25 protein-coding genes and 5 tRNA genes are annotated in these 24002 nt (G+C 57.2%); 10 read left to right on the top strand and 20 right to left on the bottom strand.

Annotated features, from left to right (window positions below; all coding sequences use genetic code 11):
• Positions 1–55: 55 nt before the first annotated feature.
• A complete protein-coding gene (locus IEQ42_RS17420; protein WP_150604258.1) occupies positions 56–2950 on the top strand; it encodes a ribonucleoside-diphosphate reductase subunit alpha in 2895 nt (964 codons plus the stop codon).
• A 397-nt stretch (positions 2951–3347) separates the two neighbouring features.
• On the opposite strand, the gene flgE is transcribed toward IEQ42_RS17420, so the two are convergent.
• The 6 genes from flgE to IEQ42_RS17390 form a co-directional block, all read right to left on the bottom strand.
• Positions 3348–4682 carry a flagellar hook protein FlgE gene (gene flgE / locus IEQ42_RS17415; protein WP_200612072.1) on the bottom strand — a complete coding sequence of 445 codons (1335 nt, stop codon included), beginning with the start codon at positions 4680–4682 and terminating at the stop codon, positions 3348–3350.
• 30 nt (positions 4683–4712) lie between these two features.
• A complete protein-coding gene (flgD, locus tag IEQ42_RS17410; protein ID WP_210704287.1) occupies positions 4713–5441 on the bottom strand; it encodes a flagellar hook assembly protein FlgD in 729 nt (242 codons plus the stop codon).
• Positions 5442–5456: 15 nt separating this feature from the next.
• Positions 5457–5900, bottom strand: coding sequence for a flagellar basal body rod protein FlgC (gene flgC, locus IEQ42_RS17405; RefSeq protein ID WP_042560519.1), 444 nt, complete (start codon positions 5898–5900; stop codon positions 5457–5459).
• Positions 5901–5903: 3 nt separating this feature from the next.
• Complete coding sequence (gene flgB / locus IEQ42_RS17400) at positions 5904–6314, bottom strand: flagellar basal body rod protein FlgB (protein WP_042560520.1); 411 nt, start codon at positions 6312–6314, stop codon at positions 5904–5906.
• A 369-nt stretch (positions 6315–6683) separates the two neighbouring features.
• Positions 6684–7511: a CheR family methyltransferase gene (gene cheR / locus IEQ42_RS17395; RefSeq protein ID WP_210622761.1), complete on the bottom strand. Its 828-nt coding sequence runs from the start codon at positions 7509–7511 to the stop codon at positions 6684–6686.
• Positions 7512–7557: 46 nt separating this feature from the next.
• A complete protein-coding gene (locus IEQ42_RS17390) occupies positions 7558–8490 on the bottom strand; it encodes a chemotaxis protein CheV (protein WP_042560522.1) in 933 nt (310 codons plus the stop codon).
• 81 nt (positions 8491–8571) lie between these two features.
• Here IEQ42_RS17390 and flgA point away from each other — a divergent pair, with 81 nt between their 5' ends.
• From flgA to IEQ42_RS17370, 4 genes are all read left to right on the top strand, one after another.
• Positions 8572–9333 carry a flagellar basal body P-ring formation chaperone FlgA gene (gene flgA / locus IEQ42_RS17385; RefSeq protein WP_210704279.1) on the top strand — a complete coding sequence of 254 codons (762 nt, stop codon included), beginning with the start codon at positions 8572–8574 and terminating at the stop codon, positions 9331–9333.
• A 161-nt stretch (positions 9334–9494) separates the two neighbouring features.
• Positions 9495–9821 carry a flagellar biosynthesis anti-sigma factor FlgM gene (flgM, locus tag IEQ42_RS17380; protein ID WP_042560523.1) on the top strand — a complete coding sequence of 109 codons (327 nt, stop codon included), beginning with the start codon at positions 9495–9497 and terminating at the stop codon, positions 9819–9821.
• A gap of 48 nt (positions 9822–9869) precedes the next feature.
• The gene (locus IEQ42_RS17375) at positions 9870–10337 is read left to right on the top strand and encodes a flagella synthesis protein FlgN (protein WP_210704278.1); all 468 of its coding nucleotides are present in this window, start codon (positions 9870–9872) and stop codon (positions 10335–10337) included.
• Positions 10338–10429: 92 nt separating this feature from the next.
• Complete coding sequence (locus IEQ42_RS17370) at positions 10430–11176, top strand: flagellar brake protein (protein WP_115146191.1); 747 nt, start codon at positions 10430–10432, stop codon at positions 11174–11176.
• Positions 11177–11241: 65 nt separating this feature from the next.
• Here IEQ42_RS17370 and IEQ42_RS17365 read toward each other — a convergent pair whose 3' ends face one another.
• From IEQ42_RS17365 to IEQ42_RS17350, 4 genes are all read right to left on the bottom strand, one after another.
• Positions 11242–12636 carry an MFS transporter gene (locus IEQ42_RS17365; RefSeq protein ID WP_210704277.1) on the bottom strand — a complete coding sequence of 465 codons (1395 nt, stop codon included), beginning with the start codon at positions 12634–12636 and terminating at the stop codon, positions 11242–11244.
• A 69-nt stretch (positions 12637–12705) separates the two neighbouring features.
• Positions 12706–13947 carry a glutamine synthetase family protein gene (locus IEQ42_RS17360; protein ID WP_210704447.1) on the bottom strand — a complete coding sequence of 414 codons (1242 nt, stop codon included), beginning with the start codon at positions 13945–13947 and terminating at the stop codon, positions 12706–12708.
• A gap of 200 nt (positions 13948–14147) precedes the next feature.
• Positions 14148–14840, bottom strand: coding sequence for a sensor histidine kinase (locus IEQ42_RS17355; RefSeq protein ID WP_210704276.1), 693 nt, complete (start codon positions 14838–14840; stop codon positions 14148–14150).
• Entirely contained in the window at positions 14837–16441 is a 1605-nt protein-coding gene (locus IEQ42_RS17350) for a tetratricopeptide repeat-containing response regulator (protein WP_115146189.1), read from the bottom strand. The genes IEQ42_RS17355 and IEQ42_RS17350 overlap by 4 nt, the downstream gene beginning before the upstream one ends.
• A 209-nt stretch (positions 16442–16650) precedes the next feature.
• Here IEQ42_RS17350 and IEQ42_RS17345 point away from each other — a divergent pair, with 209 nt between their 5' ends.
• Positions 16651–18027, top strand: coding sequence for a lysozyme inhibitor LprI family protein (locus IEQ42_RS17345; RefSeq protein ID WP_210704275.1), 1377 nt, complete (start codon positions 16651–16653; stop codon positions 18025–18027).
• A 66-nt stretch (positions 18028–18093) separates the two neighbouring features.
• Here the strand turns inward: IEQ42_RS17345 and IEQ42_RS17340 are convergent, their stop codons facing one another.
• Entirely contained in the window at positions 18094–18480 is a 387-nt protein-coding gene (locus tag IEQ42_RS17340; RefSeq protein WP_210704274.1) for a c-type cytochrome, read from the bottom strand.
• Positions 18481–18620: 140 nt separating this feature from the next.
• A tRNA-Arg gene (locus tag IEQ42_RS17335) sits at positions 18621–18697 on the bottom strand.
• A 295-nt stretch (positions 18698–18992) separates the two neighbouring features.
• Between IEQ42_RS17335 and IEQ42_RS17330 the strand changes: the two genes are divergently transcribed.
• On the top strand, positions 18993–19229 hold the full coding sequence (locus IEQ42_RS17330; RefSeq protein ID WP_210704273.1) for a hypothetical protein: 237 nt from the start codon (positions 18993–18995) through the stop codon (positions 19227–19229).
• 20 nt (positions 19230–19249) lie between these two features.
• Positions 19250–19429, top strand: coding sequence for a PA3371 family protein (locus IEQ42_RS17325; RefSeq protein WP_042560533.1), 180 nt, complete (start codon positions 19250–19252; stop codon positions 19427–19429).
• Here IEQ42_RS17325 and phnN read toward each other — a convergent pair.
• Together phnN and IEQ42_RS17315 are read right to left on the bottom strand one after the other, a co-directional pair.
• Positions 19404–19973 carry a phosphonate metabolism protein/1,5-bisphosphokinase (PRPP-forming) PhnN gene (gene phnN, locus IEQ42_RS17320; protein ID WP_210704444.1) on the bottom strand — a complete coding sequence of 190 codons (570 nt, stop codon included), beginning with the start codon at positions 19971–19973 and terminating at the stop codon, positions 19404–19406. The genes IEQ42_RS17325 and phnN overlap by 26 nt on opposite strands.
• A 120-nt stretch (positions 19974–20093) precedes the next feature.
• A complete protein-coding gene (locus tag IEQ42_RS17315; protein WP_210704452.1) occupies positions 20094–20291 on the bottom strand; it encodes a hypothetical protein in 198 nt (65 codons plus the stop codon).
• Between the two features lie 69 nt (positions 20292–20360).
• On the opposite strand from IEQ42_RS17315, the gene IEQ42_RS17310 reads away from it, so the two are divergent.
• Positions 20361–20687, top strand: a complete 327-nt coding sequence (locus tag IEQ42_RS17310; protein ID WP_003178899.1) for an Arc family DNA-binding protein — start codon at positions 20361–20363, stop codon at positions 20685–20687.
• Positions 20688–20808: 121 nt separating this feature from the next.
• Here the strand turns inward: IEQ42_RS17310 and mgtE are convergent, their stop codons facing one another.
• Positions 20809–22251 carry a magnesium transporter gene (mgtE, locus tag IEQ42_RS17305; protein ID WP_210704272.1) on the bottom strand — a complete coding sequence of 481 codons (1443 nt, stop codon included), beginning with the start codon at positions 22249–22251 and terminating at the stop codon, positions 20809–20811.
• A gap of 321 nt (positions 22252–22572) precedes the next feature.
• Between mgtE and IEQ42_RS17300 the strand changes: the two genes are divergently transcribed.
• Entirely contained in the window at positions 22573–23091 is a 519-nt protein-coding gene (locus tag IEQ42_RS17300) for a cell envelope protein SmpA (protein ID WP_210704271.1), read from the top strand.
• Positions 23092–23110: 19 nt separating this feature from the next.
• On the opposite strand, the gene IEQ42_RS17295 is transcribed toward IEQ42_RS17300, so the two are convergent.
• From IEQ42_RS17295 to csrA, 5 genes are all read right to left on the bottom strand, one after another.
• Positions 23111–23187: transfer RNA gene (locus tag IEQ42_RS17295), tRNA-Arg, on the bottom strand.
• A 72-nt stretch (positions 23188–23259) separates the two neighbouring features.
• A tRNA-Arg gene (locus IEQ42_RS17290) sits at positions 23260–23336 on the bottom strand.
• A gap of 71 nt (positions 23337–23407) precedes the next feature.
• Positions 23408–23484 (bottom strand) — tRNA-Arg (locus IEQ42_RS17285).
• A gap of 107 nt (positions 23485–23591) precedes the next feature.
• Positions 23592–23682, bottom strand: a tRNA-Ser gene (locus tag IEQ42_RS17280).
• 62 nt (positions 23683–23744) lie between these two features.
• Entirely contained in the window at positions 23745–23933 is a 189-nt protein-coding gene (csrA, locus tag IEQ42_RS17275; RefSeq protein WP_002554426.1) for a carbon storage regulator CsrA, read from the bottom strand.
• Positions 23934–24002 lie beyond the last annotated feature (69 nt).

Below are 24002 nucleotides of genomic sequence, written 5' to 3'. Positions count from 1 at the left end.
GGTGAGCACCATGATGGTGCCCAAACAAACATAGAGAATGTGGAGACAATCCCTCATGCAAACCGACACAACTCGCGAGAACCCGCAGGGCACCTTGCCGCAGGCCGCTGATTCGAATTCGGATCTGGCAGCCACCGCGCCTGGTCAACTGCGCGTGATCAAGCGTAATGGCACTGTCGTTCCTTACACCGATGACAAGATCACCGTCGCTATCACCAAAGCGTTTCTCGCAGTTGAGGGCGGCACCGCTGCCGCTTCGTCGCGAATCCACGACACCGTTGCCCGCCTGACCGAACAGGTCACCGCGACCTTCAAGCGTCGCATGCCTTCGGGCGGCACCATCCACATCGAAGAAATCCAGGACCAGGTCGAACTGGCCCTGATGCGTGCCGGTGAGCAGAAAGTCGCTCGCGACTACGTGATCTACCGCGACGGTCGTTCGAAAGAACGCGCTGCCCACGCCCCGGCCGAAGAAGCCGTCAACGCGCATCCGTCGATCCGCATCACCCGTGCCGACGGCAGCCTGGCGCCGCTGGACATGGGTCGCCTGAACACCATCGTCACCGAAGCCTGCGAAGGTCTGGCTGAAGTCGACGGCGACCTGATCCAGCGCGAAACCCTGAAAAACCTGTACGACGGCGTGGCCCTGACCGACGTCAACACCGCTTTGGTGATGACCGCCCGTACGCTGGTCGAGCGCGAGCCGAACTACTCGTTCGTGACCGCCCGCCTGCTGATGGACACCCTGCGTGCCGAAGGCCTGAACTTCCTGGAAGTGGCCGAGAGCGCCACTCACCACGAAATGGCCGACCTGTACGCCAAGGCCCTGCCGGCTTACATCGCCAAAGGTATCGAGTTCGAACTGCTGAACCCTGTGCTGGCCACCTTCGACCTGGAAAAACTGGGCAAGGCGATCAACCACGAGCGCGATCAGCAATTCACCTACCTGGGCCTGCAGACCCTGTACGACCGCTACTTCATCCACAAGGATGGCGTGCGTTTCGAACTGCCGCAGATCTTCTTCATGCGCGTGGCCATGGGCCTGGCGATCGAAGAGAAGAACAAAGAAGACCGTGCGATCGAGTTCTACAACCTGCTGTCCTCGTTCGACTACATGGCTTCGACTCCGACCCTGTTCAACGCCGGTACCCTGCGTCCTCAGCTGTCGAGCTGCTACCTGACCACCGTGCCGGATGACCTGTCGGGCATTTACCACGCGATTCACGACAACGCCATGTTGTCGAAATTTGCTGGCGGCCTGGGCAACGACTGGACTCCGGTCCGTGCGCTGGGTTCGTACATCAAAGGCACCAACGGCAAGTCGCAAGGCGTGGTTCCGTTCCTCAAAGTCGTGAACGACACCGCTGTAGCCGTTAACCAGGGTGGCAAGCGCAAAGGCGCTGTGTGTGCTTACCTGGAAACCTGGCACATGGACATCGAGGAGTTCATCGAGCTGCGCAAGAACACCGGTGATGATCGTCGTCGTACCCACGACATGAACACTGCCAACTGGATCCCTGACCTGTTCATGAAGCGCGTCTTCGATGACGGCCCGTGGACCCTGTTCTCGCCATCCGAAGTACCGGATCTGCACGACCTGACCGGCAAGGCGTTCGAAGAGCGTTACGAATACTACGAAGCGCTGTCCCAGTACCCGGGCAAGATCAAGCTGTTCAAGACCATCCAGGCCAAAGACCTGTGGCGCAAAATGCTGTCCATGCTCTTCGAAACCGGCCACCCATGGCTGACCTTCAAAGACCCGTGCAACCTGCGTAGCCCGCAGCAGCACGTCGGCGTGGTTCACAGCTCGAACCTGTGCACCGAGATCACCTTGAACACCAATAAGGACGAGATCGCGGTCTGCAACCTGGGCTCGATCAACCTGCCGAACCACATCGTCGACGGCAAGCTGGACACCGTTAAACTGCAACGCACCGTGAACACCGCCGTGCGCATGCTCGATAACGTGATCGACATCAACTACTACTCGGTACCGCAGGCGAAGAACTCCAACTTCCGCCACCGTCCGGTAGGTCTGGGCATCATGGGCTTCCAGGACGCTTTGTACCTGCAGCACATCGCCTACGGCTCCGACGCTGCCGTCGAGTTTGCCGACAAGTCGATGGAAGCGGTCAGCTACTACGCCATCCAGGCCTCTTGCGACCTGGCTGACGAGCGCGGCGCTTACGAGACGTTCCAGGGTTCGCTGTGGTCCAAAGGCATCCTGCCGCTGGATTCGCAACAGATCCTGATCGAACAACGTGGCCAGAAGTACATCGACGTTGACCTGAACGAATCCCTGGACTGGGCACCGGTTCGCGCCCGTGTACAGAAAGGCATTCGTAACTCCAACATCATGGCCATCGCACCGACCGCAACCATCGCCAACATCACCGGCGTATCGCAGTCGATCGAACCGACCTACCAGAACCTTTATGTGAAATCGAACCTGTCGGGCGAATTCACCGTGATCAACCCGTACCTGGTTCGCGACCTCAAGGCGCGCGGTCTGTGGGACTCGGTCATGATCAACGACCTGAAGTACTACGACGGTTCGGTTCAGCAGATCGAGCGCATCCCGCAAGAACTCAAAGAGCTCTACGCAACCGCGTTCGAAGTGGACACCAAGTGGATCGTTGACGCGGCCAGCCGTCGTCAGAAGTGGATCGACCAGGCCCAGTCGCTGAACCTGTACATCGCCGGCGCATCGGGCAAGAAGCTGGACGTGACCTACCGCATGGCTTGGTACCGTGGTCTGAAAACCACCTACTACCTCCGTGCCCTGGCCGCGACCAGCACCGAGAAGTCGACCATCAACACTGGCAAGCTGAACGCTGTTTCCAGCGGCGGCAACCACGGTGATGATTCGGTCCTGGCTGCTCCTGCCGGTCCTGCTCCAGTGCCAAAGGCTTGCGCGATTGACGAGCCGGATTGCGAAGCTTGCCAATAAGCTGAGCATGTTCAGGTGTCGAAAGGCGCCTGAATGAAAACCCCCGACAGACTTCTGGTTTGTCGGGGGTTTTGTTTTTTGGGGGTTGGGGCATCGCCTTCGCTCGGCTTGCCGAAGGGGCAAAAGATCAAAAGCCCCTCACCCTAACCCTCTCCCGGAGGGAGAGGGGACTGACCGCGGTGATTGGGAGAGATATACCGAGGTGAGTACCGAGTCGAGTTCAAGCTCTGAATAGACCACAAGTCCGCTCCCTCTCCCTCGGGAGAGGGCCGAACGTCAGGGCGCAACCTCAAGCAATGATCACCGCAGCAACGGATATCCCCCCCGATACCAAAAACGCCACCCACAAAAAAGCCCCTCAAAAAGAGGGGCTCCCTTTACAGCCAAAAACCCAGAATCAAGCCATCTGAATAATGGTCTGCATGATCGTGCTCTGAGTCGAAATCGTTTTCGCGTTCGCCTGATAGTTCGATTGACCCTTGATCAGATCAACCAGCTCATTGGTCAGGTTAACGTTCGACTCTTCCAGCGAGTTGGACTGGATGGAACCCAGAGTACCGGTTTCCGGAGCGTCGTAACCCGGGATACCGGAAGCAAAGGTTTCTTTCCAGCTAGTACCACCGATAGCCTGCAAACCCTGCTCGTTAGTGAAACTGGCCAATGCAACCTGGCCGATGGCTTTGCTTTGGTTGTTACTGAAGTTGGCAAACAGCGTACCGGTGCCGTCGATGGTCAGATTGGTGATTTGGCCAGTGGCGTAACCATCCTGAGTCGGGATCGTACGCGAGTTGTCCGCGTTGTACTGGGTGGTCTTGGCCATCGAAATGGTCACACCCGCCGGGTTTGCTGCTGCGCCGTTAGGAACAAAGTTACCGTTGATCACATTACCCGGCACCCAGCCTGTCATCTTCAGGTCGCTGCTGATGATCGGATTGGCCGGATCTGCCGGGTTTGGTGTGCTGACCTGAGTCAACTTGCCTGCAGAGTCAAAGGTCAGGGTCGATGCCACTGGCGGAGTGGTTTTTGGATCGCTACCCGTTGCATCCGGGTTACGACCGTCGACCAACGTGTACACCTTCCAGGTATTTTCGCCCGTCTTCACCACATACTGATCCATGTCGTGCTTGTTGCCTTGCGTATCATAGATCGGGGTGCTGAACGACTTGGTGTAAGTCTCGACCTTGGACGGATCGAATATGACGGCGTTGGCGCCAGTATCAACGATCACGGGGGACGAAGAGTTCAAGTTGATGCTCGACCCAACGGCCGAAGTTGACTTCGGCGCCAGGTTCGAGGTGTCGATTTTCAGATCGGTCAACACACCGTTGATGATCTTGCCGTTGGCATCCACACCGTAACCTTGCAGACGCGAAGTGTAATCGGTGTTGGTGATGAAACCGGCATTGTCGACTTTGAACGTACCGGCACGGGTATAGGAGATGGAGCCGTTATTGCTCATGGTGAAGAAACCCGAGCCGTTGATGCCCATGTCCAACACGTTACCGGTGTTGTTGATGTCACCCTGGGTGAACTGCTGCGAAACGTTGGCCAGACGCACACCGTTACCGATGACCTTGCTACCGCTGCCCAGTTTGGTCGCCGAATAGACGTCTTCAAACTCTGCACGGGAAGATTTGAAACCGGCAGTCGCGACGTTGGCGATGTTGTTGCCGGTCACGTCCAGTTGTTTGTTGGCTGCATAGAGACCGCTAAGGCCGATATTGAAAGACATATTCCACTCCTTTGTGCCGGTTAGTCGGCTCTATATACCAATGGTTTGTACTTTGGACAGGGCGACGGAGCCCTTGCCGGCCAGGTTAAGCATCAGCTCGCCGCCGGTCTGGCTGATCGTCACGCTGTTGACGGTGGCCGGCAGGTAAGTTGCCAGGTCCGTCGCGGCGCCGTTGATCGGTGCGTTGGCCTTGAAGGTGTAGGTACCGACGGGCACCACGGTACCGCTGGTGTCCTTGCCATCCCACGTGAAACTGGCGGCGCCAGCGGCGCGGCTGCCCAGGTCGATGGTGCGAACCGTTTTGCCGTCCTTGTCGGTGATCGTCACAGTGCCTTCGGCGATGGACGATGGCACGTTTACGGAACCGGTCATGCCTTTGGTCGGATCGTCGAGCTGTGCGGTGTTGGTCTGCACAATCACGTTGCGGCCAACCAGAGACGATGCCTGCAACGCTTGCGAAGAGTTGTAGTTGCCGGCCAGCCCGCTAACGGTGCTGTTGAGCGTGGTAATGCCTTCCAGGCTGCTGAACTGCGCCAACTGCGCAACGAATGCACTGTTGTCCTGCGGATCGAGCGGGTTCTGGTTTTTCAGCTGGGTGACCAGCAGTTGCAGAAACGCATCCTTGCCCAAGGCCTGGCCGCCAGTGGCGCTGTTGGTGGCCGAAGCGATGCCGCCCGAAGTTGTGCTGCTCGTCTTCTTCGTGGAGTTCGCCAGGATGTCGTTCATGCTGAGGCTGTTGGTGGTATCGGTAACGCTCATGGCAGTCGCCCCTGATTACTGACCGAGGGTCAGTACTTTCTGCATCATGGTTTTGGCGGTGTTCATCATTTCGGCGTTGGTCTGGAAGGACCGGCTCGCGGAAATCATGTCAGCCATTTCTTCCACCACGTTGACGTTCGGGTAGTAGACGTAGCCCTTGCCGTCGGCAGCCGGATGGTTCGGCTCGTAGCGCGCTTCGAGGTTGCTCTGGTCTTCGACGACACCCAGCACCTGCACGCCTTGCCCCGCAGCGTCCTGGTTCTGGAACAGCGAGTTGCTGCCGCCACTCTGGCCACCCTGGAACATGGTGGCGAATACCGGGTGACGGGCACGGTAGGTCTGGTCGATGCTCGACGAAACGGTCTCGGCGTTGGCGATGTTCGATGCCACGGTGTTCAGACGCGTGGTTTGTGCGCTCATGCCGCTGCCGGCAATGTTGAAAACGCTGGACAGGGACATGAATTACTCTCCGCGCAGGGCTGAAACCAGCCCTTTGAATTTGCTGTTGAGCAGGGTGAAGCTGGCCTGGAAGCCCACGGCGTTTTCCGCGTAGTTGGACTGTTCCAGTTGAGCGTCAACGGTGTTCTGGTCAATCGACGGTTGCATCGGCGTGCGATACAGCAGCGATTCGTCGCCATTGCCCAAGCCTTCAGCCTCGATGTGACGGCTGTTGGTCATGTTCAGAGCGAAGTGGCCGCCGCTTTTGGTTTTCTCGGTCTGTGCTTCCAGCACTTTGGAGAAGTCCAGATCCCGAGCCTTGTAGTTCGGGGTATCGGCGTTGGCGATGTTGTTGGCCAGCACTTCGGCGCGTTGGGCGCGGAAGCCCAAAGCCTTTTCGTGAATGCCGAGCGCTTTATCGAAGCTGATGCTCATGTCGGGAACCTTCAGGTGACCGGTTTTTCGTAACTGAGCTTTAGCAAGCCGCGTGCCAATGCAAGAAACACCCGTAAACCGGGGCCTTGCGGGCTATCGGCAAAGCGACAATGCCAGAAAAGCGGCAACCGGTTTCCGCCAGATGCCGCTTTTCTGCCGCTTGCCCCTGCCCTCAAGAACACTAGAGAGCAAATGTGGGAGCGAGCCTGCTCGCGAAGGCAGTAGATCAGCCACCAATGATGCTGATTGGGAAACCGCTTTCGCGAGCAGGCTCGCTCCCACAGGGTTTTGCGGTGATTTCGGATTAAACGCCAGGCACAAAAAAACGGGAGCCCCTGAGGACTCCCGCTCTTGTGTTGCCGATGCCAGTTACTTCGCCTGGTAAATGATCCCCGGGCTGCACTGAACCATCTGGTAATGATCCGGCAAACCGTTCAGCGCTTCGGAAGCGCCGAGGAACAGATAACCGCCCGGCTTCAACGTGCTGTGAATGCGCAACAGGATGTCTTTCTTCACTTCGGCAGAGAAGTAGATCAACACGTTGCGGCAAAACACGATGTCGAACTTGCCCAGCGCTGCATAGCTGTCGAGCAAGTTGAACGAGCGGAATTCCACCCGGTTCTTGATCGGCGCCTTGATCACCCAGCGACCCGGCCCTTTCGGGTCGAAATAACGCTGCAAGCGGTCGGCGGACAAACCGCGACCGATCGCCAGGCTGTCGTACTCGCCGGTCTTGCAGTTGTTCAGCATGAGACCGGACAAGTCCGTGGCAACGATTTGCACGCCCATCTTCAACTGACCAAGATTGCTGCGCTCGAACTCGTCGATCGACATCGACAGCGAGTACGGCTCCTGACCCGACGAGCATGCCGCCGACCAGATGCGCAGACGCTGGTTGGGACTGGCCTTGATGGCTTCGGGCAGCACCTTGTTCTTCAAGACTTCAAACGGATAGGTGTCACGAAACCACAGGGTTTCGTTGGTCGTCATGGCATCGACCACCTGTTCGCGCAAACCGCTGCGCGGCTGGGTCTGGATGCGCTGAACCAGCTCACCCAGCGACTTGATGCCCTGCACTTCCATCAGTTTGTTGAGACGGCTCGAGACCAGGTACTGCTTGTTTTCACCGAGCAAAATGCCACAGGCTTTTTCCAGGAATACCCGGAACTGTTCGAAATCCAAATTACCCGTAGACAATGATGCCGCCTCTTAAATCGTGTTGACCGCCAGGGGCAGAAGGCCCCTAGCTGATATCTGCTGCTTTGATCCGGTCGACTACCCGGGATGCCAGGTCATCAGGACGGAATTTGGCCAAAAAGTCATCGGCACCGACTTTCTTGACCATCGCCTGATTGAACACTCCCGACAACGAAGTATGCAGGATGATATGAAGCTTTTGCATGCGTGGGTCGCTGCGGATTTCCGCCGTCAGGGTGTACCCGTCCATCTCCGGCATCTCGATGTCGGAGATCATCATCAGGAACTCTTCTTCCGGCTTCTTGCCCTCGTCGACCAGCTTGCGCAGGTAATCCAGCGCCTGCTTGCCGTCGTTCAACGCCACGACCTCAACGCCGACCGTCTGCAGACACCGCGAGACCTGCTTGCGTGCCACCGACGAGTCATCGACTGTCAGCACCCGCAGCGACAACGCTTTGGTCTGGGTCTCGACATCGACGACGCCGACCGAAATCGCTTCCGGCGTCGGTGCGACTTCCGCCAGCACTTTCTCGACGTCGATGATTTCGACTAACTGATTGTCCACCCGAGTCACAGCGGTCAGGTAATGATCGCGACCCGTGCCCTTGGGCGGCGGATGAATCTCTTCCCAGTTCATGTTGACGATGCGCTCCACCGAGCGGACCAGGAAACCCTGGGTCTTGGTGTTGTACTCCGTGATGATCACGAACGGGTTTTTCTTGTCTTTCAACGCACCGGAGCCGGTCGCCATTGCCAGATCAAGGATCGGAATGGTCGCCCCCCGAATACTTGCCACCCCGCACACGACAGGACTGGACTTGGGCATCAACGTCAGCGAAGGGCATTGCAGCACTTCCCGAACCTTGAACACGTTGATCCCGTAGAGCTGCTGACCGTCGAGACGGAACAACAACAGCTCCAGGCGATTCTGCCCTACCAGTTGCGTGCGCTGGTTCACCGAATCCATTACACCAGCCATGCCAGACTCCTAAACCAACGCCAAGTGTTGTTGCGACGCACATTCATTGCTAAACGGCACGGCGCTTGCTTTTTAACTCGTATGAACGCTCAAACGACATTTTTCCGACGCCTGACATCTTCCCTCCGCAGAGGGCTTTGCGCGGTGTCCGCCATTTGCTGCTGTTTCGCTGGCAGCCCTGCCATTGCTGATGCGGTTACCATGCCTGACATGCTTATCGGCGTCACTCAGGGCTTTCTTGAGTTCACCGTAGAAGACTATCTGGCAACCAGTCAAACGGAAGGCCGCTACGAAATCGAAGTGAACCAGCTAGATCCCCGCATGCGCATGCCCATGTGCGACAAGGAATTGACAGCCTCGCTGGAGAGTCCGGCACGCCCTTTGGGCCGGGTAACGGTCAAGATTCGCTGTGAGGGCGCGTCCCCCTGGACCGTGTTCGTACCCGCTCAAGTCCGCCTGTTTCGCGAGATTGTGACCACTACCCGGCCACTCAAGCGCTCTGGAATTATCGAGCCTCAGGACGTGACATTGCGCGAGCGCGATGTCAGCACAATCAATCAAGGTTTTTTGACGTCGGTAGACGAAGCGATCGGGCAGAAATTAACCCGACCAACGGTAGCCGATCAGGTCATTACCCTGGTGCATCTGGAACAGGCGGAAGTTGTGCGCAAAGGCGATCACGTGGTCATCATCGCCCGCAGCGGCACACTCGCCGTGCGCATGCCCGGTGAAGCCCTGGCCAATGGCGGCTTGAGAGAACAGATCCGGGTGAAAAACCTCAACTCGCAACGGGTCATCAAGGCGCAAGTCACCGCGCCGGGCCAAGTGGAAGTCGCCATGTAGAAGCCCTCGTGAGAAAACTGGCGCGGACCCCGTCGCTTCCCTAAACTGTGCCGCAGCAGGACACGCGCCGGCGCATGCAGACTCATTCGCAAATGGGCCTAAAGTTTTCCAGGGGATAGCCGAAAACATGGCAAGCGTCCAAATTCCCAGAGGTTTTTATCATGGTCATCGATTTCAGCCGTTTGAACAGCTCCTCGTCACTTACGGGCAGTACGCGTACCAGCAACGCCAAGGAAACCGCCGAAAACGGCACCTCCGCGCCGCTGAATACCCCGGCCGAATCGGCCAGTACCGCTAAAAGCGGGGAATCGGTACACCTCAGCAATGAGGCTCAACAGTTGCAGAAGGTCACTGACAAGCTGCGCGATCAACCTGCTGTCGACAAAGCCCGTGTGGCCGAGTTGAAAGCCGCGATTGCCGATGGCAGCTATAAAGTCGACAGCAACCGTGTAGCCAGCAAACTGCTCAACTTCGAAGCCCAGCGCTAGGCCTTCGCCTGCGCCAGGCTTTTGGACGCTTAAAACCCAAGGCCAGCCATGCACGACACTAATTTACTGCAACTGATCAACGACGACTTTGCTCCAGCTCAACAATTGCTGGAGTTACTGCAAACCGAGGCCCTCGCTTTGCACGGTCGCGACATGCCCTTGCTGGAAGAAATTCTGGCGCGCAAACAGGCATTGATCGTTCTGCTTGAACAGCATGGCCGCAAGCGCAGCGAAATCCTCGCCAGCCTGAACCTGCCGACTGACCGCACAGGGCTCGAGCAACTGGCCAGCCAGTCGAGCATTGGCGAGCAGTTGATGACGCAGGGCGATGCCCTCACTGACCTCATCAGCCAGTGTCAGGCAGCCAACGCCAAGAACGGCCAGTCGATCCAGATCCAGCAGGCCGCGACGTCCAATCAATTGAAAATCCTCACCGGGGGCGAACCGCCAGCGCTGTATGACGCGAGCGGCACTTTCGCCAGACCCGTCAAGCCGCGCACCTTCAGCCAGGCGTGAGCCATTCGATGAGCCTGCACTATCAACACGCGGAACATGCTGGCAAAATGCTGGCCATTCATCGTCAAATTTTGTCTGGAGATTGAGAGAACGTGCCAAACGCCCTAAGCGCGGATGATGCTCCGCAGCCACCTAAGGTGCTCACCACGCCACTGGAAATCTCCAGCAACCTGCGTCAACTGCAAGACAGTCACGACCCGCTGATCATCACGTTCCATGAACGCAGCCAGCGCTTCCAGAGCTACCTGATCAAAGTCGACCGCGACAGCGCCTCGATTACTCTCGACGAAATGATCCCGCGCGACGGCGAACGCTTTCTGCTCGCCGGCGAACCGTTCAGGGTTGAAGGCTTCCATGATGGTGTGCGCATCGCTTGGGAATGCAACGGTACGCTGAACATCGAAGAATCCGACGGCGACCGCTTTTACACCGGCGAGCTGCCGAGCGAAGTGGTTTATCACCAGCGCCGCAACGCGTTTCGCGCAGCACTGAAACTGACCGATCTGGTCAGCGTTGAACTGGGTGGCGAAAAGCTCAAGGCGCCGATCCAGGGCAAACTGCTGGATATTTCCGCCACCGGTTGCAAGCTGCGCTTCGAAGGCGACATCACTGACCGGCTGCAACTTGGCCAGGTCTACGACCGCATGATCGCCCCGCCACTGTTCGGCAATCAGCCGATTTCCGTCGAACTGCGCTATCTGCACTTCGAAGAAAAACTCAACATCACCTTCGCCGGCCTGCGCTTCCACAACATCAGTGGCCCGGCCGCGCGCAACGTCGAGCGTTTCGTCTATCAGTTGCAACGTGAAGCACGGCGTTTCGACAAAGACGATATGTGAGTCGTACGCAAAAATAAAAAGGGCAGTCCTTGACGGGACTGCCCTTTTTTATGCGCGACCGATTTTCAAGGTCTGGCGCCACTGATATCCGGAGTGGGTCTGTCGCTATCCTCATCCGGGCTTGTTGCTGGCTCAGGCTCTGGTTCTTTTTCAGGCTCTGGTTCCGGCGCTGGATCGGGCTCTGGTTCCGGCGGCACCGGATTCTGCATCTGCTCCTGCACCACCTGCTCATCCACTCGCGGATCAAGCGCAGCGACCAGCGGCGAACTCGACATGCTGTCCGGCATCGCCACGTGATGCAGCGGTGCGTCGTCGACCTGATGCAGATTGGTCACCGCTTTCGGGCGGATTCGCCACACCAGCACCAGCGCAAAGAAGCTGAAGAACGCATACAGGCTCTGGCTGCCGAGAAACTTCATCAGCACACCCGCCAGCAACGGCCCGATACTCGCACCCACACCGTAAGTGACCAGCAGCATCGCCGTCAGCGACACGCGCCGATCCCCCTCGACGTGGTCATTGGAAAACGCCACCGCCAACGGATACAGACAGAACTGCACCAGCGAGCAGAAGAAGCCGACCACGAACAGCACCTCCAACGGCACCTGCGGCATGATCGCCAATGGCAACGCCGCCACCGCAAGGAAACCGGCGAAGCAACGGATCAGCAGCGCGCGATCATAACGATCAGACAGCCAGCCCAACGGCCACTGCACCAGCAATCCGGCAAAGATGCAGCTACCCATGAACAGACCGACCTGCTCGGTCGACAGCCCCTGCTGCGACGCATACAACGGTGCCAGACCGTAGAACGCGCCGATGATCAATCCCGCACCGAGCACCGTGCTCAACGACTGCGGCACGCGCTTGATAAAGAAGCGCGGCTCCATCGGTGCCGGATGAAGTGGCGCCGGGTGAATCCGCCGGGTCAGCGTCACCGGCACCAGGCACAGGGCAAAGCACAGCGCGACCAGCATCAGCAGTTCCAGACCCAGCCCCGGGTGCATGACCAGAATCAGCTGACCGAGCACCAGCCCCAGGTACGAAGCAATCATGTAGCCGCTGAACACCAGTCCACGTTGATTGGCATCGGCCTGCTCATTGAGCCAGCTCTCGATCACCATGTATTGGCACATCATGCCCAGACCGACGATGGTCCGCAGCACCAGCCACGCCGGCAACCAATCGACCATGCCGTGGCCAAGGACCGCCGCACCGACGATCCCGGCACACGCGGAATACGCCCGGATATGGCCGACGCGGGCGATCAACCGGTGGCCGATCTTGCCGCCCAGCACGAGACCGAAATAGTTGGCCGCCATCAGCGCACCGACCCACAGTCCGTCGACATTCTCGGCCGCCAGGCGCAACGCCAGATACGTAGACAAAAGGCCCGAGCCGATCAACATCATCAGCGAGGCGAAATACAGCGCTCGAAAGGATTTCCAGATTTGGCGCATCGGCGTTCCGAGCGGCTCCTTGCAGTGAAGATCGGGCTACCAGAACGATAGCCCGGTGACGATGGTACGTCAGGCCTGGGCTGCTAGAACACGCCGTTCCCAGGGAGTTATTTCATCAAAGAAGCTGGTCAGTTCCATGGTCTTCGAAGCGATGTAGCCTTCGATGAACTCCTGTCCAAACAGTTCCCTCGCCAATTGACTACGCTTCAGACGCTCGAGCGCGGCATGCAAGGTACATGGCAGCGAAAGATTGTCCGGCACCTCGAACTCGCCCTGGATCGCTTCGCTCGGCTCAAGCTCATGCTCGATGCCATGCAAACCGGCGGCCAGACTGGCGGCGATCGCCAGATAGGGGTTGGCATCGGCGCCCGGCAAACGGTTTTCCACCCGACGAGCGACCGGCGCACTGGCCGGAATCCGCAAACCGGCCGCGCGGTTATCGTGCGACCAGCAGGCATTGTTCGGCGACGCGTACGGATGGCACAGACGCTGGTACGAGTTCACATTCGGTGCAAACAGTGCGGTGAAATCGGCCATGCCCGCTTGTTGCCCACCGATGAAGTGGCGGAACATCGCGGTCGGCTCGCCGTGAGGGTCACTGAAGACGTTTTTGCCCGTAGCGATGTCGACGACGCTCTGGTGAATATGCATCGAGCTGCCCGGCGTGTGCGCCAGCGGCTTGGCCATGCACACCACGGTCAAGCCGTGCTTGAGCGCGACTTCTTTAAGCAGATGCTTGAACAGGAACGTCTGGTCGGCCAACAGCAACGGATCACCATGCAGCAGGTTGATCTCGAACTGGCTGACGCCCATTTCATGCATGAAGGTATCGCGCGGCAAACCAAGGGCCGCCATGCATTTGTACACTTCGCTGAAGAACGGCCGCAGACCGTTATTGGAGCTGACGCTGAACGCCGACAAACCGTCCTCGCGGCGACCATCGAGGCCGACTGGCGGGCGAAACGGTTGGGTTGGATCGGTGTTAGGCGCGAACACGAAGAACTCCAGTTCGGTCGCCACCACCGGTGCCAGGCCGCGCGCCGCGTAACGGGCGATGACTGCCTTGAGCTGGCCGCGGGTCGACAGGCTGGAGCTTTCGCCGGTCAGTTCATCAGCATCGCAAATCGCCAGGGCACGCGGTTCGTCGCTCCACGGCAAGCGATGAATCTGGCCTGGCTCGGCTATCAGCGCCAGGTCACCGTCATCGCTGCCGTAAAACCGCGCCGGCGGATATCCCCCCATGATGCATTGCAGCAGCACACCCCGAGCCAACTGCAAACGCCGCCCTTCGAGGAAACCCTCGGCAGTCATTACCTTGCCCCGTGGCACGCCATTCAAATCCGGCGTGACACACTCAATCTCATCAATGCCCGTCAGTCGCTGTGCGAGTGAACGCTGGCCATCGGTTGTCATGACGCAATCCTTGTTATTTTGCGAGCCGCGAACGGCGACCCGTACAAAATAGGCTCCGGCTGTTCGCAATATCAAGCAGCGTCAAACAAAATCCCGCGTCACGGTAGATAAAGACTGAAAACCCCGCCACCCAGCGGCCCGCCATTGCCGATTTCGGTGCGCCCTTCAACGCCATTGCGCTGATGCAACGCCGCAATTCGATTGGCGAAATACAGGCCCAACCCGGTGCTGCCGCTGCTGTGATTGATGCCCTGCACGTAGTCGGCCTGACGCTCGAGCATCTGGGCCGGATAACCGTCGCCGTCATCGTTGATGCTGATGACCAATTGCCCGGCCTCGTCACTGACGGTAATCAGCAACGACTCGCGGGCGTAACGGATGGCGTTATTGATGCAGTTGCCCAGCACCGAAGCGACCAATTCCCGGTCGAAGAAGCCCAGCGGGCTCAGCGGATCAACTTCATAGGTCGCGATGATTCCGCGACTGGCAAACACCTCTTGATGCGCCGCCAGTTGCGCCTCGATGAAATCATCGAGTTCGTGGTACGCCGGCTGCAACGGCATCTGGTTGACGCCGAGCTTATACAGCCCGAGCAGTTGCACCAGCATGCCATTGAGGTGGGCGAACTCGAAGTCGATCACGCCCTGCTCCGCGCCTTCGCGTTGCCCCTGCGGCAAGCGCGCCAGCCATTGGCTGTGGGCCTGCATGAGCATGGCCAGCGAGTTCTTCATGTCGTGGACGGTGGAGGCAATCACCGTGGAAAAATCGAGAGCCTGCTCGTCTTGGTTCATTCGCCAAACGCCTTGCTTTTCAGCTTCTGATAACGCGCATGACGCGCGTCGGTGTCGGGCATCAGGCCGACCATTTTCAGGCAGGCCCGACATTCTTCCAGCTCCGCCGACGGCACACTGGTGTCGGTGCCGTGCAGCAACGACTGGGCCATGTTCAGCGCAATACTGATGTTCTTCGGTTGCATCTTCAGCGCCTTGCGGAACACCTCGCGGGCCTCAACCAGATTGCCGGTCTTGTACACGCGCACACCCTGACGGTTGAGGTCGGCGGCAGCGTTGCTGGAGCTGAGGATCGTCGGGTCATCGGTGAGCTTGGCGATGTCTTTCATCACCGCCGGATCGTCGCCGTAGATTTCCGCACAGCTCTTGAGCATCGAGTTACCCGCCTCGGCCTGACCGAGCATCTGCAACTGCTTGGCGACCAGCAACGCCGCCTCCGGACTCATGAACTGCTCCATGCCGTCGAGGCGCATCATTGCCTGCTCGGTAAGCTTGTCAGCGGTTTCGGCATCGTTGAGCAGCAGGCTGGTGGCCTTCATCAGACGCGCCCGAATCTGCAGGCCCGGATCGCTCGGGTTCTCTTTGGCCACCGCGCTGAGCGTGGTGTTGATCTCAAGCCGTGTGCGGGTGTCGAGACCGCGCTCGCTGCCCTTGCTGATCAACGCGTGGGCCAGGCCGAGGTTGCTTTCCGCGTCCTTGAATCGCGACTGCGCGCCTTGCGCCACAGCCTGACGATAAGCGCGCGAGGCGGTGTCGAAATCTTCGTTGGCCATCGCCAGTTTGCCCAGCAACGCCTGTCGACGCACCGCCAGCGGCGACAACCGGATCGCCTCTTCCAGCACCCGCTGCGCGCCTTTGGTATCGCCCTCGGCAACCAGCACATCGGCCATGCCGTCATACAGCGACGGCATCAGCGGGAACGCTTTCAGGGCTTTCTCGTACACGCCTTTGGCTTGCGCAACCTGGCCACGCTTGAACAACAATTTGCCCAGCCCGGCGAATGCCCAAGGCAGCGGCCGATCAGCAATGATGCCGTCGTACAAACGCTCCAGCGCTTCGTTCTGATTCAGGTCGCGCAGCGCATCGGCGCGGTAACGCAGGCACAGCGGCGAATAGCGGATGTCCTGCTTGCACAGGGCGATGCAGGCATTGAGCACCTCGACCGGTTTGCCACGATCGAGGGCTTGCAGAATCGGCTTGAGCAACGTCTTGCGCTGCTCCAGACGCTCAAGGCGCTGAGCCAGACCCGAGCGGTTGAACGGTTTGGTCAGGTAGGCATCCGGCTCATGCTCAAGAGCACTGAGCACCATCGCCTGACTGGTCTCGGCGGTCACCATGACGAACACCGCTTCATGGCTGATGAGCTTTTCCACCATCAAGTCTTCGAGGACTTGCTGGCCGTTCTTTTTACCGTCGCCGAGGTGAAAATCCTGCAGGATGAAATCGTAGGACTTCTGCGCACACATCTTCAGCGCCTGCTCGCCGGTGTCTGCCGTATCCACGTCCTTGACGCCCAATTCGCGCAACATCGAGCGCACGGAACTGCGAAAATCCGAGAAATCATCGACGATCAGAAAACGCTTTTGGTGATACGACAGCATCGAGGATTTCCAGGCAATTGAAGTGAGGGCAATTTCGGGCGCGGAGATGATAGCTGGCGGCAAAATGCTATCAAGCGATTTCACGCGACTTTGAAGTCACCGTTTGTGTTATCGGCCAGAAGTGGCGTTCCCTGAAGCTCGCGCTTCAAGATTCCTCGCACTGCGATTACTCTGCGCGCCCGCACAACTTTCACTACAAGGCTTACTTCGTGTACATCAAAGGACGCTACATCGTGTCCGCCTGTGCGCTGCTGCTTCTCCAGCAGGCAATGGCGAACGCAATGGACTGCAGCAACGCGGCGAGTGCCGTTGAAAACACTATCTGCGCGAATAAAGGTTTGTATGAACTGGATGCGCAGATGGGGACGGTTTATCGGGATTTGATCAAGGCTTCTGTCGAGGCACGACCTGAGCTCAAACGTACTCAGCGGCTTTGGTTGAAAGTGCGCAACGGATGCGTTGAAGATGTCGCCTGCCTGGATCAACGCTACCGCGAGCAACTGAAGGTTTTGCAGGCGCAGTGGACAGAAGTTGTCGCCCATCAGCCGAGTGGCGTCGACAAACAGGTATTGGATGATCTGCAAAACAGTATTCGGGCAATCAGTAGAAATGATCCGGAGTTTGCCCTGGAACGAGCACTCGTTTCACTGTCGTTAAAAAACACTGAAATCACATTTTCTGCAGAGCCGGACGCCGATCAATATTCTGATAAAACGCACTTCCCTAAAACCATCCCCAAAGGCGTTTCGCGGAATGAGTGGAAGGCCTTGAGCGCCACTAATTTCGAGGCTGACACCGCACTGGGCCCGACATCCTTTACGCTGCGGGATCTCGACAGCGACGGGCAACGTGACCTGATTGTTCAGACTTATAACGGCGGTACCAGCCTGTACACTTCAGTTGGAACTTATCGCCGTGACGGAGATAAGTTCACCCGCAGGACCCCAGCGTCGGACGGAGAATCAATTGGCGGCGTCCTCTATTCCACTAGTGATCGCGGCGCCAACCAGTCCGTGAACTGGATCAGCATTCGCGGCAAGGTCTATGCCGCCTATCGCGACAGCGGGTACGGCATTGATGATGTCTACCTGCCCAGTCCGTTGCAGGTAAACCGCGAAGTGCCGAAGCTGACGGTTCGCTATCGCTATCGACTCAGTATCCCCCGCATTCAGTCTGATGATGATCACAAAACCACTTATAAGCTGAAGCCAGACCTGCACCATGCACTTGCCCAAGGCCTGGCTACCGTCGAAGAACACACGCCCGACACCGCGCAAGAAAGAAAGCCCCTCTGCCCCATTCCTGAGTCCGCCACAGACAGCGAGGAGTATTACGGCTACGGAGCAGGCTATTACGCCATCGAACCAGTCGCCGACTTCCCGGTGATCATCGGTGGCGAGTGTTTTATTGCGAGGATGAATAACTGGTTCGGCACCTACAGTGCGAAGGATGGCTTGTATGCGCAAATAACTGTGCGCAAACCGGGCGAAGCAGAACAAGAACGTGACTACAAGGTTAACGGCCGTCGGCGCATTACCGAGATCAGCACTTCAATCGGCAAACCCGGAGGTGGCGCCGAGGAGTAGTCTCGATGCCCGCGCATGAAAAAGCCCCGACAACCGGCGCTACGCGGGGCTTTACCTGATCTGAAATCATCGGCTCTTCGAAATCACACCACTCATGTACTGATTCAAATCGCGAAAATCCTTAACCGTCCAAGCGTGCGGCGCCAGTTTTACACCATTCTCTTGCAAGGTCCGTGGGATCAAATCCCCGTTTGGGCGAAGAATTATTGATGACACGATAACGCCCGGATAGGCCTTCAGTCGTTGTTTGAAAGCGGATGTTGTCAGATCAGGCGTAGGTGGATTGCTTTTATCTGCCAATGGCCCTGTTGCCTTGAGATCTGTCCCGTGGCACATGGCGCACCGCTGTGAGTAGAGGTTTTTCCCGCTGACATTATCTGCAAAGGACCGCGACGTTTGCATCAGCGATAAACATCCAAGCGAAACGATGAACAGTGTTTTCAGGCCATCCATTGGCAACATCCTTAAACCGTGAATACGAAAAAGCCCCTTCCAGAATATTCTGAAAGGGGCTTTATTTTATCCTGCTGTTGCCGCGCTGCTATAGCAGGGAATGCGGCTGGCAGAGGAGTGGCCAGAAGGCCTGAAATATATGGTGTCCCAGGGCAGGTTCGAACTGCCAACCTTCCCCTTAGGAGGGGGATGCTCTATCCAATTGAGCTACTGAGACACTGAGTTGTCGGCAGCAGACGCTGCGCGACGGACGGCGTGCATGTTAACGGCAGGGCTCCGATTTGTCATGTCGTCCGTAGGGCTTTTTAAGTGTAGGCAGGCGCCTCGCAATGCTGCGGGAAGCTTTACCGTGCATTTTGCACTACTGAAAAATGCCAGCATTGCAGATTGCAACCCGCAACATCCGACAAACCCGCTCAAATCCTTGTTTTTAAAGGACTTAACAGCGGTTAGACTGTTGGCACGACGGCTGCTTTGTCTGTTCCATAGAAGAACAATCGGAGCATCGTCCCATGAACAGCACTCTCTTGCTTGCAAACGCAATTGCATTCGCGGTTTTGATGGGTTTTCACTTCATCCCGGAGCGAGCTGCGCCAGAGTCGGTGGCTCAACGCATGCCACATTACTTGCAGGTGCAAAAAGCGCCGCAGTTAGCGGTGTTGAGCGATCAGCACAGTTTCGTCCCACAGGCGGTCAGCGAGCCTGAGCAGGCATTGCCAGCTCAGGCTACCGAACGTCTGGTTTTTTGAAATATCTTCAGGAGTACAGCATGTCCAAGTCAGCTGCAGGATTTCTGATCCTCGCCTTAGTCAGTGGCGTTTTGCATTTTTCGCTGTTCGAGGAAACCGAAATCACCCTGCCTCTGGTTGGCTGTGGCGTATTTGCGGTGTTGTTCGTATTGGCACTGGTGGCTGGGCGCAAATTCAAGTTCGATCCGGTTCTGCGTTGAGTCGGACCAAGTCCAATAGATGGCTGACCGCGTCAGCCAGGTCACCCGAGTTGTCTATCAGGTAAACAACGTCGTCAGTTGACCGCCGGTCCTTGAACAGAGCGTTGCGGGCCAGCCTCGCATCTATTTGCTCAGACGTCTCGCGGCCACGCCTGAGCAGGCGCTCACGCAATACCTCATCCTTGACTGTCAGCAAAACCGGTAACAGCGTCGGATAGCACTCCAGAGCTTGCCGAAGGTTGGCGCGAGAGCCGTTTACCAGCACGTGCCGCCCATCCTTGAGCCATTGATCCATTTGCGCAGGAATGCCATAGGCAAGGCCATTGGCCTGCCACGCCAGGGAAAAGTCTCCTGCGCGCTGACGTCTTTCGAACTCTTGCGGCGTCACGCCAATCGCGTCCTCGCCTACCGATTCGGCCGATCGCGTAATCACCCGGCGTATCACTTCGCAGCCGAGCGCGCGCAATGGCTCACGTGCAGCCTCAATCAAGCTGTCTTTGCCGGAACCGGACGGCCCCATCAGATAAATAAGCCTGCCATCCATCTCGAAAACGCCCTCCGGCATGCTTCAGCGCTAGTAAATCGGCAAAATGCCACTATCCTGTATAGATAAGGGATAAGGATCGAAAGCCACTTAGCATGCACCTTCTGACGTCTTTGGACATCAACTGGTGTGCGTCAGGAAGCGAGCAGCGATGCGACTCGGGACAAAGTTTTCAAACCAGTCCGCATTTCTGATAATTGGTGCTGGCATTAAGCCTTTATCCGGATCAATATTTGTCACAGAATTGACGCCAATGATCTGGCAATTTTGAGGCATGATGCGGCCTCTTAACAATTCAGGTTGAACCATTTGGCGCAAATGCGTGTCCTACCACACATCCTGCGGCCAATCCCGAGAACCGCTCCCCTGAACTAACCGGTTAAATATATGCGCCCATTGAAACAGGCAATTTATTCCAGCCGTACGGCTGACAAGTTTGTCGTACGTCTGCCAGACGGAATGCGTGAACGCATTGCCGAGGTGGCTCGCAATCATCATCGCAGCATGAACTCTGAAATCATTGCGCGCCTTGAGCAGAGTCTTATTCAGGAAGGTGCATTGGGCGAAGAACTGAGCATGCGCCTGGACAGCCCCGAGCTGTCGTTGCACGAACGCGAACTGCTGCAACGCTTCCGCCAGCTGTCTCACCGTCAACAGAACGCACTGGTGTCCTTGATTGCACACGACGCCGAAATGGCTGCAGACGCGTCCTGAATCCTATCGAACATCTCAAGCCAGCGTTATTGCTGGCTTTTTTTTGCCCGGAATTTGGCCTGGCAGTTTTCGCAGATATAAAAAAGCCCGCCAATTTAGCGGGCTGTTTAATCGCAGCAGATCAGAGCAGGAAGATTGTTGCCAGCCCCAGGAAAATGAAGAAACCACCACTGTCCGTTACTGCGGTGATCATCACACTCGCACCCATTGCGGGGTCGCGGCCCATCTTCGCCAAGGTCATGGGAATGAATACCCCCATGAGTGCAGCGAGCAACAGATTGAGCGTCATTGCCGCCGTCATCACCACGCCCAGCGACCAACTGCCATAAAGCAGGTAAGCGACTACGCCAATCACCCCGCCCCAGACCAGACCGTTGATCAGTCCGACTGCCAATTCTTTACGCATCAACCGTGAAGTGTTGCCGGTGCTCACCTGATCCAGCGCCATGGCCCGCACAATCATGGTGATCGTCTGATTACCCGAGTTGCCGCCAATACCCGCCACAATCGGCATCAGCGCCGCGAGCGCTACCAGTTTCTCGATCGAGCCTTCGAACAAGCCAATCACTCGAGAGGCGACGAACGCAGTGATCAAATTGATCGCCAACCATGCCCAACGGTTGCGCAGTGATTTCCACACGGAGGCGAAGATGTCTTCCTCCTCACGCAGACCAGCCATGTTGAGAACTTCGCTTTCGCTCTCTTCACGAATCAGGTCGACCATCTCGTCGATGGTCAGACGACCGATCAGCTTGCCGGTCTTGTCGACCACAGGGGCGGAGATCAAGTCGTAACGTTCGAACGCCTGTGCGGCGTCGTAGGCGTCTTCGTCCGGGTGGAAACTCACCGGATCGCTGGCCATCACCTCGGCAACCTGCTTTTCCGGATCATTGACCAGCAAACGCTTGATCGGCAGCACGCCTTTGAGCACGCCGTCGTAATCGACCACAAACAGTTTGTCGGTATGCCCCGGCAGCTCCTTCAGACGACGCAGGTAGCGCAGAACCACTTCAAGGCTGACATCCTCACGGATAGTCACCATCTCGAAGTCCATCAGCGCACCGACCTGATCCTCGTCATAAGACAGGGCCGAACGCACACGCTCGCGCTGCTGATTATCCAGGCTCTCCATCAGCCCATGAACGACGTCTCGCGGCAGCTCGGAGGCGAGGTCAGCAAGTTCGTCGGCGTCCATGTCCTTGGCAGCAGCCAGGAGCTCGTGATCGTCCATGTCGGCGATCAGCGTTTCACGGACGGAATCGGATACTTCGAGAAGAATGTCGCCGTCGCGATCGGCCTTGACCAGTTGCCAAAGCGTCAGACGATCGTCCAGCGGCAACGCTTCAAGTATGTAGGCGACGTCGGCGGAGTGCAGATCATCGAGCTTGCGTTGCAGCTCGACCAGATTTTGCCGGTGAATCAGGTTTTCCACCCGGTCGTGATGCGCGCCTTCCTGGCGGTGAGTCAGGTCTTCGACGACCCGTTGGCGCTGCAGCAACTCGACGACCTGAGCCAGGCGGTCCTGCAGGCTTTCCTGTGTTTTCTTTACTTCGATTTCAGACATAGGCGAACTCCACTCCCAGCAGCGGGGCACGCCGGAAGGATCAATCAGTCAATTCATGATTGGAAAAACGGGGTACTGAGTAGCTACTGGGTAAGTCCATGGAGGTTTTCCATAAGCCCCGGCGGGGCTGACGGGCGCAATGATACACCGCCTAACGGTTTAACACGCTAAAAAATCGTGGCTGAAACAAGCGCTTGCGAGACAAACCTGAGCGCCATCCTGATCCATGTAAATGCGACGACTCATCCTGAAAAGAAAACACACCGGCAGGGAAGATTGTAGCGACTACCCTTGAACGGAGATCGTCACGGAGGACGTCGAATGCCATCGAAAACATCCCTTTTTGTACTGACCAGCCTGCTCTTCCTACCGCCTGCCGGCGCTGCAACCAGCCTCCATCGCTGCGAAGCCGCCGACGGCCGCATCACGTTCACGTCGATGAGTTGCGCGAACGGTGAAAAACTTTCAGTTCAGGAGGTTAACCCCTACCTCCCCGGATCGGTCGTGGCAATCATGCCGGAGCACAACCACGAAGAAATATCCGGTATGAAAAACACGGGCAGCGAACCGGGCATCGTTGGTCGCACACAAGACAAATGCGGAAATCTGATCGACGCCAGACAACGCCGCGAAGCGATCATCAATCGACGCGTGATTGCCGGCATGAGTCAGCAGGATGTAGAAAGCGCGCTCGGCAAACCGGACAAGGTGAATATTCGGACGTCGACGACAAGCTATCGATACGACCTCAAACGAGGCCGAAGTGCTCAAGTCGATTTTGATGAGAGAGGCTGCGTGAAGGCAAAAGCCAAATCCCGGACAGCAAAAAGCCCGCGTTAAACGCGGGCTTTTCGGTATATGGTGCACTCGACAGGATTCGAACCTGTGACCGCTCGGTTCGTAGCCGAGTACTCTATCCAGCTGAGCTACGAGTGCATTTTGTGTTTTTAGACCAGACCACAACTGGCTGAAACCGAGTTACTTACATTGCTGCAACTAACTCTTAAATGGTGCACTCGACAGGATTCGAACCTGTGACCGCTCGGTTCGTAGCCGAGTACTCTATCCAGCTGAGCTACGAGTGCATTTGTGTTTTTTAGACCAGATCACACCTGGTTGAAGCAAGCCACTTACATTGCTGTAACTGACTCTTAAATGGTGCACTCGACAGGATTCGAACCTGTGACCGCTCGGTTCGTAGCCGAGTACTCTATCCAGCTGAGCTACGAGTGCATTTGTTGCGCCGCATTATAGCCCGTCTAATCTCTATTCCAACCACTTTTTCTAGTAATTTCAACAACTTACCGAAAAAGCCAGATTACGACGTACTAAGCAAATAATGGCGGAGAACGGGGGATTCGAACCCCCGACACCCTTTTGAGGTGTACTCCCTTAGCAGGGGAGCGCCTTCGGCCACTCGGCCAGCTCTCCGCAACACGGGGCGTATATTAACCAGCTTCTTCCCCGTTTGCAAACATAAAAATCGATAAAAATTAATGGCTTGGTTCTTCGTCCTTCTCTTTCTTTATACGCAGGTAAATTTCTTCACGGTGCACGGCAACCTCTTTCGGGGCGTTGACGCCGATACGCACTTGATTTCCTTTAACGCCGAGCACGGTCACGGTGATTTCGCCATCACCGATAATCAGGCTTTCTGCGCACCGACGAGTCAGAATCAGCATACCTTTCTCCTTACGCAATTCAGTTCAGGGACAACAGTCTGCAAAAAAAAGGCACCCGACCTACAACCA

The sequence above is a fragment of the Pseudomonas iridis genome (genome assembly GCF_017980685.1).
Lineage (GTDB): Bacteria > Pseudomonadota > Gammaproteobacteria > Pseudomonadales > Pseudomonadaceae > Aquipseudomonas > Aquipseudomonas iridis.
The sequence above is the reverse complement of the archived record's forward strand: the minus strand, read 5'-3'. Positions and strand labels throughout refer to the sequence as shown.

Excerpts from the sequence above, each read along its gene's own strand:
- flgC (WP_042560519.1), bottom strand. The coding sequence starts at position 5,900 with ATGTCCCTGTCCAGCGTTTTCAACATTGCCGGCAGCGGCATGAGCGCA.
- flgB (WP_042560520.1), bottom strand. The coding sequence starts at position 6,314 with ATGAGCATCAGCTTCGATAAAGCGCTCGGCATTCACGAAAAGGCTTTG.
- csrA (WP_002554426.1), bottom strand. The coding sequence starts at position 23,933 with ATGCTGATTCTGACTCGTCGGTGCGCAGAAAGCCTGATTATCGGTGAT.
- IEQ42_RS17365 (WP_210704277.1), bottom strand. The coding sequence starts at position 12,636 with ATGCGCCAAATCTGGAAATCCTTTCGAGCGCTGTATTTCGCCTCGCTG.
- flgE (WP_200612072.1), bottom strand. The coding sequence starts at position 4,682 with ATGTCTTTCAATATCGGCCTTAGCGGTCTCTATGCAGCCAACAAACAA.
- mgtE (WP_210704272.1), bottom strand. The coding sequence starts at position 22,251 with ATGTCTGAAATCGAAGTAAAGAAAACACAGGAAAGCCTGCAGGACCGC.
- IEQ42_RS17390 (WP_042560522.1), bottom strand. The coding sequence starts at position 8,490 with ATGGCTGGTGTAATGGATTCGGTGAACCAGCGCACGCAACTGGTAGGG.
- IEQ42_RS17420 (WP_150604258.1), top strand. The coding sequence starts at position 56 with ATGCAAACCGACACAACTCGCGAGAACCCGCAGGGCACCTTGCCGCAG.
- flgM (WP_042560523.1), top strand. The coding sequence starts at position 9,495 with ATGGTCATCGATTTCAGCCGTTTGAACAGCTCCTCGTCACTTACGGGC.
- phnN (WP_210704444.1), bottom strand. The coding sequence starts at position 19,973 with ATGGATGGCAGGCTTATTTATCTGATGGGGCCGTCCGGTTCCGGCAAA.
- IEQ42_RS17325 (WP_042560533.1), top strand. The coding sequence starts at position 19,250 with ATGTCCAAGTCAGCTGCAGGATTTCTGATCCTCGCCTTAGTCAGTGGC.
- IEQ42_RS17330 (WP_210704273.1), top strand. The coding sequence starts at position 18,993 with ATGAACAGCACTCTCTTGCTTGCAAACGCAATTGCATTCGCGGTTTTG.
- IEQ42_RS17375 (WP_210704278.1), top strand. The coding sequence starts at position 9,870 with ATGCACGACACTAATTTACTGCAACTGATCAACGACGACTTTGCTCCA.
- flgD (WP_210704287.1), bottom strand. The coding sequence starts at position 5,441 with ATGAGCGTTACCGATACCACCAACAGCCTCAGCATGAACGACATCCTG.
- IEQ42_RS17310 (WP_003178899.1), top strand. The coding sequence starts at position 20,361 with ATGCGCCCATTGAAACAGGCAATTTATTCCAGCCGTACGGCTGACAAG.
- IEQ42_RS17355 (WP_210704276.1), bottom strand. The coding sequence starts at position 14,840 with ATGAACCAAGACGAGCAGGCTCTCGATTTTTCCACGGTGATTGCCTCC.
- flgA (WP_210704279.1), top strand. The coding sequence starts at position 8,572 with ATGAACGCTCAAACGACATTTTTCCGACGCCTGACATCTTCCCTCCGC.
- IEQ42_RS17350 (WP_115146189.1), bottom strand. The coding sequence starts at position 16,441 with ATGCTGTCGTATCACCAAAAGCGTTTTCTGATCGTCGATGATTTCTCG.
- IEQ42_RS17340 (WP_210704274.1), bottom strand. The coding sequence starts at position 18,480 with ATGGATGGCCTGAAAACACTGTTCATCGTTTCGCTTGGATGTTTATCG.
- IEQ42_RS17360 (WP_210704447.1), bottom strand. The coding sequence starts at position 13,947 with ATGACTGCCGAGGGTTTCCTCGAAGGGCGGCGTTTGCAGTTGGCTCGG.
- IEQ42_RS17300 (WP_210704271.1), top strand. The coding sequence starts at position 22,573 with ATGCCATCGAAAACATCCCTTTTTGTACTGACCAGCCTGCTCTTCCTA.